At 71.5% G+C, this 12,903-nt stretch carries 11 protein-coding genes and 2 tRNA genes; 2 read left to right on the top strand and 11 right to left on the bottom strand.

The features are described from left to right. Positions 1-91: 91 nt before the first annotated feature. The 3 genes from IEZ05_RS00160 to leuS all read right to left on the bottom strand — a co-directional run bounded on the left by IEZ05_RS00160 (position 92) and on the right by leuS (position 4,793). Positions 92-937 carry a DegV family protein gene (locus IEZ05_RS00160; protein ID WP_189227853.1) on the bottom strand — a complete coding sequence of 282 codons (846 nt, stop codon included), beginning with the start codon at positions 935-937 and terminating at the stop codon, positions 92-94. Between the two features lie 91 nt (positions 938-1,028). Next, a complete protein-coding gene (locus IEZ05_RS00155; RefSeq protein ID WP_189227852.1) occupies positions 1,029-1,763 on the bottom strand; it encodes a hypothetical protein in 735 nt (244 codons plus the stop codon). Positions 1,764-1,913: 150 nt separating this feature from the next. Beyond that, positions 1,914-4,793 (bottom strand): leucine--tRNA ligase, encoded by a 2,880-nt coding sequence (gene leuS, locus IEZ05_RS00150; protein WP_189227851.1) that lies wholly within the window; start codon positions 4,791-4,793, stop codon positions 1,914-1,916. Positions 4,794-5,311: 518 nt separating this feature from the next. Here leuS and IEZ05_RS00145 point away from each other — a divergent pair. Both IEZ05_RS00145 and IEZ05_RS00140 read left to right on the top strand, forming a co-directional pair. Then, a complete protein-coding gene (locus tag IEZ05_RS00145; protein WP_189227850.1) occupies positions 5,312-6,553 on the top strand; it encodes a ferric reductase-like transmembrane domain-containing protein in 1,242 nt (413 codons plus the stop codon). Beyond that, positions 6,550-8,160 carry an NADH-quinone oxidoreductase subunit NuoF family protein gene (locus tag IEZ05_RS00140; protein ID WP_189227849.1) on the top strand — a complete coding sequence of 537 codons (1,611 nt, stop codon included), beginning with the start codon at positions 6,550-6,552 and terminating at the stop codon, positions 8,158-8,160. The genes IEZ05_RS00145 and IEZ05_RS00140 overlap by 4 nt, the downstream gene beginning before the upstream one ends. A 55-nt stretch (positions 8,161-8,215) precedes the next feature. Here IEZ05_RS00140 and IEZ05_RS00135 read toward each other — a convergent pair. The 8 genes from IEZ05_RS00135 to nadD all read right to left on the bottom strand — a co-directional run bounded on the left by IEZ05_RS00135 (position 8,216) and on the right by nadD (position 12,888). After that, a tRNA-Ala gene (locus IEZ05_RS00135) sits at positions 8,216-8,288 on the bottom strand. 113 nt (positions 8,289-8,401) lie between these two features. Next, positions 8,402-8,635: a hypothetical protein gene (locus tag IEZ05_RS00130; protein ID WP_003976229.1), complete on the bottom strand. Its 234-nt coding sequence runs from the start codon at positions 8,633-8,635 to the stop codon at positions 8,402-8,404. 3 nt (positions 8,636-8,638) lie between these two features. Next, a complete protein-coding gene (locus IEZ05_RS00125) occupies positions 8,639-8,812 on the bottom strand; it encodes a hypothetical protein (RefSeq protein WP_189227848.1) in 174 nt (57 codons plus the stop codon). A 214-nt stretch (positions 8,813-9,026) separates the two neighbouring features. Then, a tRNA-Ala gene (locus tag IEZ05_RS00120) sits at positions 9,027-9,099 on the bottom strand. A gap of 120 nt (positions 9,100-9,219) precedes the next feature. Beyond that, positions 9,220-9,891 carry a histidine phosphatase family protein gene (locus tag IEZ05_RS00115; protein WP_189227847.1) on the bottom strand — a complete coding sequence of 224 codons (672 nt, stop codon included), beginning with the start codon at positions 9,889-9,891 and terminating at the stop codon, positions 9,220-9,222. Continuing rightward, on the bottom strand, positions 9,888-10,334 hold the full coding sequence (rsfS, locus tag IEZ05_RS00110) for a ribosome silencing factor (protein ID WP_189227846.1): 447 nt from the start codon (positions 10,332-10,334) through the stop codon (positions 9,888-9,890). Before rsfS ends, IEZ05_RS00115 begins: the two co-directional genes overlap by 4 nt. Before the next feature lie 84 nt (positions 10,335-10,418). Next, positions 10,419-12,185: an LCP family protein gene (locus IEZ05_RS00105; protein WP_189227845.1), complete on the bottom strand. Its 1,767-nt coding sequence runs from the start codon at positions 12,183-12,185 to the stop codon at positions 10,419-10,421. A gap of 16 nt (positions 12,186-12,201) precedes the next feature. Then, positions 12,202-12,888 (bottom strand): nicotinate-nucleotide adenylyltransferase, encoded by a 687-nt coding sequence (gene nadD, locus IEZ05_RS00100; RefSeq protein ID WP_189227844.1) that lies wholly within the window; start codon positions 12,886-12,888, stop codon positions 12,202-12,204. Positions 12,889-12,903: the final 15 nt, after the last annotated feature.

The raw sequence follows: 12,903 nt of genomic DNA, 5'->3' as shown, positions 1-12,903 counted from the left end.
ATCATGGTCGATTCCCGTGGACCGTCACCAGGTTGTGGATATCTCCCCCACCCTCACGAGTGACGGCAACGGCAACGCGCACCCCCACCGCCTACCGCGGCGAGACCACGACCCCCAGCAACCCGGGCCCCGTGTGCGCCCCGATCACCGCGCCGACTTCGCTCACATGCAGGTCGGCCAGCCCAGGCACCCTCTCCCGCAGGCGGTCCGCCAGGGCCGACGCCCGGTCGGGGGCGGCGAGATGGTGGACGGCGATGTCGACCGGGGCACTGCCCGCGCGGTCGGCGACGATCTCCTCCAGGCGGGCGATCGCCTTCGACGCCGTCCGCACCTTCTCCAGCGGTTCGATCCGGCCGCCGCCGAGCTGGAGCAGCGGCTTCACCGCGAGCGCGGAACCGAACAGCGCCTGTGCCGCACCGATCCGGCCGCCGCGCCGCAGATAGTCGAGGGTGTCGACGTAGAAGAAGGCGGACGTCCCCGCGGCCCGTTTCTCGGCCGCCGTGACCGCTTCGTCCACCGTGCCGCCCGTCTCCGCCGCCCCGGCCGCGGAGAGCGCGCAGAATCCGAGGGCCATCGCGATCATGCCCGTGTCCACGACCCGCACGGGGACCGGCGCCTCGCGCGCGGCGACGACCGCGGCGTCGTAGGTGCCCGAGAGTTCGGCGGACAGGTGCAGGGAGACGATGCCTTCGGCACCCGACTCGGCGATCTTCCGGTAGGTCTCGGCGAAGAGCTCGGGGCTGGGGCGTGAGGTGGTGACCGGGCGTCGTTTCTGCAGGGCCTGGGCCAGCGAGCGGGTCGAGATCTCGGTGCCCTCCTCCAGGGCCCGGTCGCCCAGGACCACCGTCAGGGGTACCGCGGTGATGCCGTGCCGCTCCATCGTCCGGGCCGGGAGGTAGGCCGTTGAATCTGTGACGATCGCGACATGGCGGGACATGAGCTGGAGGTTACCTGGCGTAGTGCCCGTACGGCAGACCGGCCCCGACGACCGGGCGACACCGGGCGTCATCGGGCGGCGAAGGCCCCGGTCAGGCCGTGTTTTCCGGGCGGGCCTGCTTCTGCCAGGGGTGCACGGGCCGGGGTCCGGGCGGGGTGATGGCGGGCCGCGCCGGCTCCTCGGTCTCGTCCTGCCGCGGCGGCTCGGGCCGGCTCTGCCGGGCGGCCGGGGCGTCGGCGGCCGGAGCCTCGGGCCAGGACGGCGGCGCGGCGGCGGGCTCGGTCTGCGTCCAGTGCCGCAGGGCACCGGCCTCGACGTCGATCTGGGCGCTGAGCGAGTCCAGGTCGTCGTCCGCGAAGCGGCGGGCGCGGTCACGGGCCGCCCAGCGCAGGGACTCCGCCGACCGGGTGATGCGCTCGGTGCGCTCGCGCAGCGCGGGGAGGCGCTCGGCGAGCGTGCCCCGGTCGGGGTCGGACTCCAGCCGCCTGAGCTCACCGTCCAGTTCGAACCCGTGCGCGCTGAGCCGCTCGAAGAGAGCGAGGGACTCCTTGAGGGACTCGTCGTCGGCCACGCCCGCGTGCAGCGCGTCCTGGGTGGCCCGCATCGACGTGCGCAGCGTGAGCCGCAGCTGCGCGAGCTCCGCCGCCGGCCCCACCTGGACGAGGGACTTGGCCCGCAGTGTGTGGTCCTCGACCGTCCGGCGGGCCTGGGTGATGCCGCGGTCCACGCTGCGCTTGGCGGCGCCGACCGCCTTCACGGTGGCGTAGACGCCCAGCACGAGGGCGAGCACGAAGAGCAGGGCGAAGACTGCGATCACTGCTTCCACGAAGCTCCTCCTCGAACCGTCCGGCCCGCCCACCGGGCAGGCCGTGGCGCCCACCGCGCCGCTCTTCCACGGTAAACGCAGCGGGCAGGCCCAGGGTTCCGACAGAACCCCGAACCTGCCCGTAGGGGATCACCCCGAGCCGTCAGCCGGTCACGCGGGGACGATGTTCACCAGCTTCGGCGCCCGCACGATGACCTTGCGGATCCCGGCCCCGTCCAGCGCGGCCACGACCTTCTCGTCGGCCAGCGCCGCCTTCTCCAGCTCCTCGTCGGAGATGGACGGGGCGACCTCCAGCCGCGCCTTGACCTTGCCCTTGATCTGCACGACGCAGGTCACCGTCTCGTCCACGACGTACGCCGGGTCGGCGACCGGGAAGTCCCGGTGGACGACCGAGTCGGTGTGGCCCAGCCGGCGCCACAGCTCCTCGGCGATGTGCGGGGCCAGCGGCGCGACCATCAGCACCAGCGGCTCGGCGACGGAGCGCGCGATCGGGCCGCCCGCCTTCGTCAGGTGGTTGTTCAGCTCGGTGACCTTGGCGATGGCGGTGTTGAACCGCATGCCCTCCAGGTCCTGGCGCACCCCGTCGATCGCCTTGTGCAGCGCGCGCAGCGTGTCCTCGTCGGGCTCGGTGTCGGCGACCGTCACCTCGCCGCTGTCCTCGTCGACGACGTTGCGCCACAGCCGCTGCAGCAGCCGGAACTGACCCACCACCGCGCGCGTGTCCCACGGCCGGGAGACGTCCAGCGGGCCCATCGCCATCTCGTACAGGCGCAGCGTGTCGGCGCCGTACTCGGCGCAGATCTCGTCCGGGGTGACCGCGTTCTTCAGGGACTTGCCCATCTTGCCCAGCAGCCGGGAGACCTTCTCGCCCTGGTAGAAGTACGCGCCGTCGCGCTCCTCCACCTCGGCGGCCGGCACGGCGATGCCGCGGCTGTCGCGGTAGACGTAGGCCTGGATCATGCCCTGGTTGAACAGCTTGTGGAACGGCTCGGCCGACGAGACGTGCCCCAGGTCGAACAGGACCTTGGACCAGAAGCGCGCGTACAGCAGGTGCAGCACGGCGTGCTCGGCGCCGCCGACGTACAGGTCGACGCCGCCGTGCGGCAGGCCCTCACGCGGGCCCATCCAGTACTGCTCGACCTCCGGGTCGACCAGCTGCTCGCTGTTGTGCGGGTCCAGGTAGCGCAACTCGTACCAACAGGAACCGGCCCAGTTGGGCATGGTGTTGGTCTCGCGGCGGTACTTCTTCGGGCCGTCGCCCAGGTCCAGGGTGACGTTGACCCAGTCCTCGTTGCGCGACAGCGGCGTCTCGGGCCGGGTGTCGGCGTCGTCCGGGTCGAAGGTGCGCGGGGAGTAGTCCTCGACCTCGGGCAGCTCCAGCGGCAGCATCGACTCGGGCAGGGCGTGGGCGATGCCGTCCTCGTCGTAGACGATCGGGAAGGGCTCGCCCCAGTAGCGCTGGCGGCTGAACAGCCAGTCGCGCAGGCGGAAGTTGACGGTGCCCTCGCCGGTGCCGGTGCGCTCCAGCCACTCCGTGATGCGGGCCTTGGCGTCGACGACGCCCAGGCCGTCCAGGGAGATCTGGTCGTTCGAGGAGTTGATGATCTTCGCGTCGTACGAGGCGAAGGCGTCCTCCCACGTAGCCGTGTCGGTGCCCCGGCCGTCGGTCGGCTCGACGATGCACCGGATCGGCAGCTCGAAGGCGCGGGCGAACTCGAAGTCGCGCTGGTCACCGGCCGGCACGGCCATGATCGCGCCGGTGCCGTAGCCCATCAGGACGTAGTCGGCGATGAAGACCGGGACCTGCTCGCCGTTGACCGGGTTGGTCGCGTAGGCGCCGATGAAGACGCCGGTCTTGTCCTTGGCCTCGGCCTGGCGCTCGACGTCCGACTTGGCTGCGGCCTGCGCGCGGTACGCGGCGACGGCCTCGGCGGGGGTGGCGTGACCGCCGGTCCACACCTGGTGGGTGCCCTCGGGCCAGGCTGCCGGGGTGAACTTCTCGACCAGCGGGTGCTCGGGCGCCAGCACCATGTAGGTCGCGCCGAACAGGGTGTCGGGGCGGGTGGTGAAGACGGTGATGCGCTCGCCGTCGATGGGGAAGTCGACGCGGGCGCCCTCGGAGCGGCCGATCCAGTTGCGCTGCTGCAGCTTGATGGCCTCGGGCCAGTCCAGCTCGTCCAGGTCCTCCAGCAGCCGGTCGGCGTAGGCGGTGATGCGCATGTTCCACTGGCGCAGCTTGGACTTGAAGACGGGGAAGTTGCCGCGCTCGGAACGGCCGTCGGCGGTGACCTCCTCGTTGGCCAGCACGGTGCCCAGGCCGGGGCACCAGTTGACGGGCGCGTCGGAGGCGTAGGCCAGGCGGTACTCGCCCAGGACGTCGGCGCGCTCGGCCTCGGTCAGCTCGTTCCAGGAGCGGCCCTGGGGCAGCGCGCGCTCACCGGAGGCGAACTGCGCGACCAGTTCGGCGATGGGGCGGGCCTTGTTCGCCTCCGGGTCGTACCAGGAGTTGAAGATCTGCAGGAAGATCCACTGGGTCCACTTGTAGTACTCAGGGTCGATCGTGGCGAACGACCGCCGCTTGTCGTGGCCCAGGCCCAGCCGGCGCAGCTGGATCTGCATGTTCTTGATGTTGGCCTCGGTCGACACGCGCGGGTGCGTGCCGGTCTGCACGGCGTACTGCTCGGCGGGCAGGCCGAAGGCGTCGAAGCCCAGGGTGTGCAGGACGTTGTGGCCGGTCATCCGCTGGAAGCGGGCGTAGACGTCGGTGGCGATGTAGCCCAGGGGGTGGCCGACGTGCAGACCCGCACCGGAGGGGTACGGGAACATGTCCATGATGAACTTCTTGGGCTTGGCGACCAGCTCCGGGTCGCCCGCCAGGTCACCCTTGGGGTTCGGCGCGGCGTACGTCCCCTCGGCGTCCCAGAAGTCCTGCCAGCGTGCCTCGATCTCGGCGGCCATGGCAGCCGTGTAGCGGTGCGGCGCGGCGTCCGCCGACACAGGGGCGGTCGCCGCGGGGTTCGTCTCGCTCATGATCCTCAAAGCTCCATCGATCGTCTCTGCCAGCGGCTGCGACATCCATGACCAGCGGCTGCGATTGCCGGGAAATGAAAAATCCCCTCGCACAGGAGGGGACGCCGCGCCGATTCCGGCCACCGGACTACGACCGGGGTCGGGACTGATCAGCGCGGCTCGCTAAGCAGAAGGCGTACGGCACGCATGGCGTCAGGGTACCGCAGTCGCCGATCGGGCCGCGACGCGCTTCCCGGCCCGCCGCAATATCGCCGGGATCCGCGCGAAACCTGAACCAAGGTCAAAGGTTACTTCGCGTAACGACCGCTAAGGGGCATCACAACGAGCGCATTGTCATTTGATAACAACGCAATAACTCAAACCTCGTACTCGCGAGTATGGCGCGACCTAGAGTGCGGCTGCGGGACCGCCTTCCCGAACCGCTTCGGAGTTGCCCCCATGAACCCTCCCCTGCACGACCCCCGCAGTAACAGTCCGTCCCCCTCCCCCGTCGCCGTGACGCGCGGAGGTGTGCCGCGGTGACGAACGACAGCACGGCGGACGACGCGTTCGCCCAGTTCCTGGACTTCGGCGCCGGCGTCCTCTCCCTCGTCTTCCTGAGCTGCTCGGTGATCTGGGGTCTGGTCGCCCAGGACCGGATCGTCCTCGACGCGCGCCGGCGGATCCTGGCCCAGGCGGTGCACCGGAGCACCGCCGTCGCCTCCCTCGTGTTCCTCGTGATCCACATCGTGGTCAAGCTGGTGCTCGACCACACCACATGGGTCGCCGCGGTGATCCCGTTCGGGCTCCTGGCGACGGAGGACGAGGAGTTCGGCGGCAGGGCCGTCCTGATCGGCTTCGGCACCCTGGCCAGCATGCTCATGATCTTCGTGGGCGTCACCGGCGCCCTGCGCAACCGCTTCGCCTCCCCCGCCCCGGTGGCCGCCCGCTGGCGGGCCATGCACATGCTGGCCTACCCGGCCTGGTGCGCCGCACTGCTGCACGGGCTCTACGCGGGTCGCGCGGCGAAGCCGGTCTTCATGGTCCTGTACGGCCTCTCCCTGCTCGGCGTCATGGGCGCCCTGGCGCTGCGCGCGGCCCCTCGCCCGGTCAAGCGCCGGGTCGCCGACAGGATCGCCGGGTTCCTCGGGACGGAAGGCCAGGCGGTCCGGGAGGAGCCGGCGGAGCCACGCACCAGGGCGATGGCCGGCGCCGCACTGCCGGGCCGCGAGAGCCGCGAGGCCCCCTCACCGCGCAGGCCGGCCCCGTCCGCACCGCTGTACGAGCCCGCGGTACGCCTCGCTCCCCCGCCCCAGGAGCCGCCGAGCGGCTTCGCCGCGGCCTACCGTGCCGTCTCCGGCCCCTCCCGGGCACGGCAGCGGCCGCTGACCGCCGACCGGACCGTGCCGGCCGAGCTGCCGCCGGACCTGCGGCCCACCGAGGCGATGCCCCTCGTCGACAGCGGCGCGAGCACTTCGGGCAGCTGGCCGGTCCCGTCGCCGCCCCCGGTCGGCGAGGCACCCCCGTCGGCCTACGACCCGCTCCAGGACACCGGACACACCATCCCGGCCTACGGCAATCCGGGCACGCCCGGCTACGCCGGGAGTGACGTGTACGACACCGGTGAGACAAACGGCCCCTACGGCACGTACTACCCGCACGACACGTACAACAGCGGTCCCGCCACTGAACCAACCCCCGGTGCGTCCCCCAGGTCCCGCGACTTCGACGCACCGGGTTCGGGCGAACCTTGGAACACGCCTTCCGGAGGCTCTTGGTGAACGAGGCCCTGCCCGACGTCCCCGAAGTCCGCGTGGTCGGACTTCCCCAGCTCACGTCGGGCTTCGACCTTGTCGAAAGACTGGATCTGCCCATGCACCTCAAGGTGCACGGGCCGCTCGAACCCCTGGGCGGCGAACAGCTCGCCCAGCTCGCCGAACGCATCAACCTCAGGGGCCGCGGCGGCGCGGGCTTCCCCTTCCACAAGAAGCTGCGCTCGGTCGCCGAATCGGCGATCAAGCGCGGCGTGCGGCCGGTCGTCGTCGTCAACGGCAGCGAGGACGAACCGGCCTGCCGCAAGGACACGGTGCTGATCAACCGTGCCCCGCACCTGATCCTGGACGGCGCGCTGCTGTGCGCCGAGGCCATGGGTGCCCGCACCCTCGTCATCGGGGTGACCCGGGAGTCCACCCAGCGCTCCATGGAGGCCGCCCTCGCCGAACGCGGCCTGAGCAACGGACGGCGCTCCGCCCTGCGCGCCCGCGTGCAGCGCAATCCGGTGCGGATGGTCACCGGCGCGGCGGCCTCGCTGATCCGCTCCATCGACGGCGGCCCGGCGATCCCGCCCGGCCGCAAGGTCAGCGCGTCGAAGAGCGGCGTCGGCGGCGCACCGACCCTGCTGTCCAACGCCGAGACCTTCGCCCAGCTGGCGATCGCCGCCCGCATCGGCCCGGAGCGCTACGGCAACACCGGCCTGTACGACGAGCCGGGCACCGTCATGCTCACGGTCTCCGGCGCGGTGGCCCGCCCGATGGTGATCGAGGTGCCCACCGGCGTGCCGCTGCGCTACGTCCTCCAGCTGGCCGGCGCCCCGCCGGTGCCGCAGGGCGTGCTGACCGGCGGCTACCACGGCAAGTGGATCGACGCGGCGACCGTCGACGAGGCGATCGTCTCCCGCAACTCGCTCCAGCAGGTGGGCGGCTCGCTCGGCGCGGGCGCGATCCTGCCGATCGGTCAGGGCACCTGCCCGCTGGGCGAGTCGCTGCGGGTGGCGCAGTGGCTGGCCCAGGAGAGCGCGGGCCAGTGCGGCCCCTGCTACCTCGGTCTGCCGGCCGCGGCGCGCGGCATGGAAGACATCCTGAACGGCGGCGGACCGGCCGCCCTGGAGGCGCTCAAGCAGGTCGCCAGGAACGTCAAGCGGCGCGGCGCCTGCTCGCACCCGGACGGTTCGGCGATGTTCCTGGAGTCGACCGTCAAGGCGTTCACGGACGACCTCGCCGCCCATGTCCTCGGCAACGGCTGCGGACGGCCCGTGGAGGGCGTCCTGCCGCTCTTCGAGGGCGGCACGTCCCCGACGGGCGTCCCGGGCGGCGGGGAGGAGAACGGCCCCAGCCGCCAGAAGATCTACGTCGACTGGACCCTGTGCCGGGGCCACGGCCTGTGCGCGGACATCCTGCCGGAGGTCTTCGAGCTGGGCGCCGACGGTTTCCCGACGGTGGCGCAGGCGGACGTACCGCGTTTCGCGGAGGCCAAGGCGGTGCGCGCGGTGCGCCGTTGCCCGGCGCTCGCCCTGCGCATCGAGGAGGACACCCGGGGGCAGGCGCCGTCCTCGCGCGCCAACCTGCCGGTGCTCTCGCAGGGCCGGGGCCGCCGGGCGCTCGGACGCTGAGGGGGAGCCGCACACGAACAAACCCCCCGGATCGGTGATCCGGGGGGTTTCTCTGTGGAGCTAAGGAGAATTGAACTCCTGACCTCCTGCATGCCATGCAGGCGCTCTACCAACTGAGCTATAGCCCCTTGTTCCTGCGTTCCGCCCGGTTTCCCCGGCGGCGACGCCAACATTACACGGTCCACCGGGCCCAACACCAAATCGTTTCCGGTTTGCCCGTTTTGCCCTCTTGTGACGGTCGTTACGCCGTCACGAACGAGTAGAACCGCTTGAGCGTGCAGTGCTCCTCCAGGAGCCGGCCGTAGATCGGCTCGCCCTCGAGTTCGCGGTACGTCTCGATGGGGTCGCCCTTTATGATCAGCGCCCGCGCGCACTCCTCGCACCAGTACTGGTAGTCCGGGTTGACCGGCTCCATGTCCCGCACGATCGGGGTGCCGCTGCCGCACCAGTCGCACTTCCGCCTGTGTGCACCCATCGGTCAGCTCCAGCTGTGGCCGCAGGCCGTGCACACGTAGGAGATGCCGCCGTTGTCACCGAGGACCTGGGCGACGTGCGCGGAACCGCAGGAAGGGCAGCTGAGACGGGTGGCCACATTCCGTGTCACCGCTCCGTCGAGGAGGTGACCGACCTCCTCGAGGATGCTCGCAGGCATCGCCACTCCCTCCCGTCGGGCCGCGGTCCCCTTCCGGCCGTTTGATTCTGCCACGACCGGGCCAATACGGTCAGCGACGCCTCGGTACCGGTCCGGACACGGGGCCCCTCGCAGGACCTCACGGGGGTATACGCCCGCGGGGGCGCGGTTGCTCAACCACGGACACAACGAAAAATCCCGCCCCCCGAAGGGGGCGGGATTCGTCCGTGGGCTGTGGAGCTAAGGAGAATTGAACTCCTGACCTCCTGCATGCCATGCAGGCGCTCTACCAACTGAGCTATAGCCCCTTGCTGCCACTCGGCGATGCCGTGTGGTGTTTCGCCCCGCTCGGCGGGGCGAACAAGAAGAACTTTAGCCTGCGACCTGCCGGAAAGTGAAATCCGGGTCCCGGGCCCGTCGCCCGCGGCTCAGTCGTCGTCGCCGAGCACCGGTTCCGGCAGCGTGCCGGCGTTGTGCTCCAGCAGACGCCAGCCGCGGGCGCCCTCGCCGAGGACGGACCAGCAGCAGTTGGTCAGGCCGCCGAGGCTCTCCCAGCTGTGCGGCTCCAGCCCGAGGAGGCGACCGATGGTGGTGCGGATGGTGCCGCCGTGGCTGACCACGACGAGGGTGCCGTCGTCGGGGAGCTTCTCGGCGTGCCGGAGCACCACGGGGGCGGCGCGGTCGGCCACCTCGGTCTCCAGCTCACCGCCGCCGCGGCGGACGGGCTCCCCGCGCTTCCACGCCGCGTACTCCTCGCCGTGCCGGGCGATGATCTCCTCGTGCGTCAGGCCCTGCCAGACGCCCGCGTAGGTCTCCCGCAGGCCCTCCTCCAGGGTCACCTCGAGACCGGTGAGCGCGGCGAGCTCGGCGGCCGTGTTCGCGGCCCGGCCGAGGTCGGAGGAGATGATCGCGTCGGGTCCCAGGCTGACCAGCAGCCGGGCGGCGCGGCGGGCCTGGGCGACGCCGGTCTCGGTGAGCTCGACGTCCGTGGAGCCCTGGAAGCGGCGCTCCACGTTCCACGAGGTCTGGCCGTGCCGCCACAGGATGACGCGCCGGCCCCGGCCCCGATTCCCGTCCGTCACCTCACCGGTGGCGCTCACCGCCAGTCCCCGTCGGTCTCCGTCGCCTCCTCGGCGGCCTGGAGCCGGGCGTGCTCCTCCGCCTTGCCGCGGGTCTTCTTGGCGTCGGCGGGCAGCTCCAGCTCGGGGCAGTCCTTCCACAGGCGCTCCAGGGCGTAGAAGACACGCTCCTCGCTGTGCTGGACGTGGACGACGATGTCGACGTAGTCGAGCAGCACCCAGCGGGCCTCGCGGTCGCCCTCGCGGCGGACCGGCTTGGCGCCGAGTTCCTTGTTCAGCCGCTCTTCGATCTCGTCGACGATCGACTTGACCTGGCGGTCGTTGGGGGCGGAGGCCAGGAGGAAGGCGTCCGTGATCGACAGCACGTCGCTGACGTCGTAGGCGATGATGTCGTGCGCGAGCTTGTCGGCTGCCGCCTGCGCGGCGGCGTTGATGAGTTCGATGGAGCGGTCGGTCGCGGTCACTGCGTGGCTTTCGGTCGGCGGTCGGTTGACCTCAAGGGTCTCACGACCGCCGACGGTGCCCCACGGGATAAGCCGGTGCCCCGGCTAGGTCGCCGGCTGGTAGTCCTGGCCGAGGACCACCGAGACGTCGGCGTTCGCCGCGACCTTGCCCTGGCTGACGGAGCCGTCGCGCAGGCCCAGGGTCTTGGCGACCTGGACGGCGTTCTCCTTGTCGGCCGCTTCCGCGTACAGGACCTGCGACGTGGCCTCGGTGCCGGAGGCGGTCCCGCCCTCCACGAAGGTGAAGCCGCCGTTGAGGAGGGTGACGCGGGCCTTGCCGGTGCGGTCCTCGACGCCGGTGGCGTTGCGGACGGCGACGCTGACGGCCGCGTCCTCGTCGGGGCTCTTGGCGGTGCCGCCGAGGACGTCCTTGACGACGCTCTCGCCGGTCTCGGCGCTGAGCCGGCCGTCGTCGCCGACGGGCAGCAGCGTGGTCTTGAAGTCGCCGCCCTTGGCCAGCTCGGAGAGCCCGGCGAGGAAGGAGCCGAGGTCGCTCTCGGTGAGCGGCGGGTCGAGGACCAGGCCGAGCGTCTGGACCGTGGTCGTCGCGGCCTGCGGATCGGAGGACATCTTGCGCAGCACGCCGTGCAGGACCTGGCCGAACCGCTGGAGCTGGGCGTCGGCGGACTCCCCGGAGCCCCGGTAGGTGGCGTAGGCGACGGCCATCTTGCCGCTGAGGGTCTGCTTCGGGCCCTTGTGCACGAGGGGCGCGGCGCCCTTGTCCTTGACGGCCGGGTCGGGCACGTCGGCGTCGGTGTCGACCTCGATGTTGCCGACCAGGTCCACCAGGATCTGCAGGAACGGGGTGTCCAGCCGCCAGCTGCCCTCGATGTCGGTGCCGAGGGCCGAGTCGAGCGCGGTCCGGGTGGCGTCGGGGCCGTCGTCGCCGACGGACTTGGCGAGCGTGGTGGTGGTGCCGTCGTCGCCGGTCAGGGCCAGCGAGTTGGGCAGCAGCACGGCGGTGCCCTGCCGGGTGGTGGTGTTGTCGACGAGCAGCGCCGTGGAGGTGCCGCCCCTGGCGGTGTCGTGCAGGTGCACGGCGATCACGTCGCGTTTCTGGGCGCCCGCCGCCGTCGTACCGCCCGTCTTGGAGTCCGACGAGGACAGGCCGGGCAGTTTCCCGGCGTACCAGAGGTAGCCGACGCCGCCGACGGCGACGAGGGCCAGGACGACGACCAGGGCGACGACGCGCGAGCGGGCGCGGCGCCGGGCCTCCTCGCGGCGCTCGGTGCGGTTCTCGGTGAACTTGAGCCAGTCGATGACGTCCTCGGAGTCGTCGGTCGGCTCCTCGACGAAGGCGAACTGCTCGGTCTTGTACTCCCCTTCCGGTTCGCCGGGTGCCGCCGCGTCCGGCGCCTCGGGCGGGCCGGACTGCTGCGGGATGTAGGCGGTCTGCTCGGCGACGAGCGGCTGCCGGCCACTGGTCGCGGCCTGGCCGTACGGGTCGTACGAGGGCTGCGCGACGTGGCCGTGGCCGCCGTACGGACCGTGGCCGGCGTCGGGGACGGGCGGCTGCTGCCCGGTGTCCTGGCCGCCCTGGGCGGTGTAGGGGTCGTACGGCGCGGCGGTCCCCGGGGCCGCGGTGCCGTACGGGTCGTAGCCGTAGCCCTGCCCGTACTGGTCCTGCTGCTGCCCGTACTGCTGCTGCCCGTACGGATGCTGCTGCGCGTAGGGGTCGTACGTCTGCTGCTGGTCGGGCAGGCCCTGGGCCTGGGCCTGGCGGTACACCGGCCGGCCGTACTCGTCGTAGCCGACGAGCTCGTACGGGTCGGCCTGGCCGTTGCCGTATCCCGCGTCGTATGGGTCGTTCACCGGTGCCCCTCTCGGCTCAGTCGCCGCGGTACAGCTGGCGCTTGTCGATGTAGCGCACGACTCCGTCGGGCACCAGGTACCAGACGGGGTCGCCCTTGGCGACTCTCGCACGGCAGTCGGTGGAGGAGATGGCGAGGGCGGGGACCTCGACGAGCGAGACACCGCCCTTGGGAAGCCCGGCGTCCGTCAGGGTGTGTCCGGGCCGGGTGACGCCGATGAAGTGCGCGAGGGAGAACAGCTCCTCGCTGTCGCGCCAGGTGAGGATCTGGGCGAGGGCGTCGGCGCCGGTGATGAAGAACAGGTCCGTGTCCGGGTTGAGCGCGCGCAGGTCGCGCAGGGTGTCCACGGTGTAGGTGGGGCCGCCGCGGTCGATGTCGATGCGGCTGACCGAGAACTGCGGGTTCTCGACGGTGGCGACGACCGTCATCAGGTAGCGGTCCTCGGCGGCGGACACCGTGCGGTGACTCTTCTGCCAGGGCTGCCCGGTCGGCACGAACACCACCTCGTCGAGGTGGAACTGCGCGGCGACCTCACTGGCCGCGACGAGGTGCCCGTGGTGGATCGGGTCGAAGGTGCCACCCATGACGCCGAGGCGGCGCCTGCCCGATCGCGCCGCGCCGTTGCCCGGGGCGGGCAACGAGCGGTTCTGTGTGCCCCTCGCCGCGTCGTGCGCCGGACCGGTAGGCATGTCCTGCTCTCCCATGCGTGCAGACCCTAC

The sequence above is a fragment of the Streptomyces flaveolus genome, assembly GCF_014648815.1.
GTDB classification, from domain to species: Bacteria; Actinomycetota; Actinomycetes; order Streptomycetales; family Streptomycetaceae; genus Streptomyces; species Streptomyces flaveolus.
The sequence above is the reverse complement of the archived record's forward strand: the minus strand, read 5'-3'. Positions and strand labels throughout refer to the sequence as shown.

Excerpts from the sequence above, each read along its gene's own strand:
- IEZ05_RS00130 (WP_003976229.1), bottom strand. The coding sequence starts at position 8,635 with ATGGGTGCACACAGGCGGAAGTGCGACTGGTGCGGCAGCGGCACCCCG.
- IEZ05_RS00125 (WP_189227848.1), bottom strand. The coding sequence starts at position 8,812 with ATGCCTGCGAGCATCCTCGAGGAGGTCGGTCACCTCCTCGACGGAGCG.
- nadD (WP_189227844.1), bottom strand. The coding sequence starts at position 12,888 with ATGGGAGAGCAGGACATGCCTACCGGTCCGGCGCACGACGCGGCGAGG.
- IEZ05_RS00160 (WP_189227853.1), bottom strand. The coding sequence starts at position 937 with ATGTCCCGCCATGTCGCGATCGTCACAGATTCAACGGCCTACCTCCCG.
- leuS (WP_189227851.1), bottom strand. The coding sequence starts at position 4,793 with ATGAGCGAGACGAACCCCGCGGCGACCGCCCCTGTGTCGGCGGACGCC.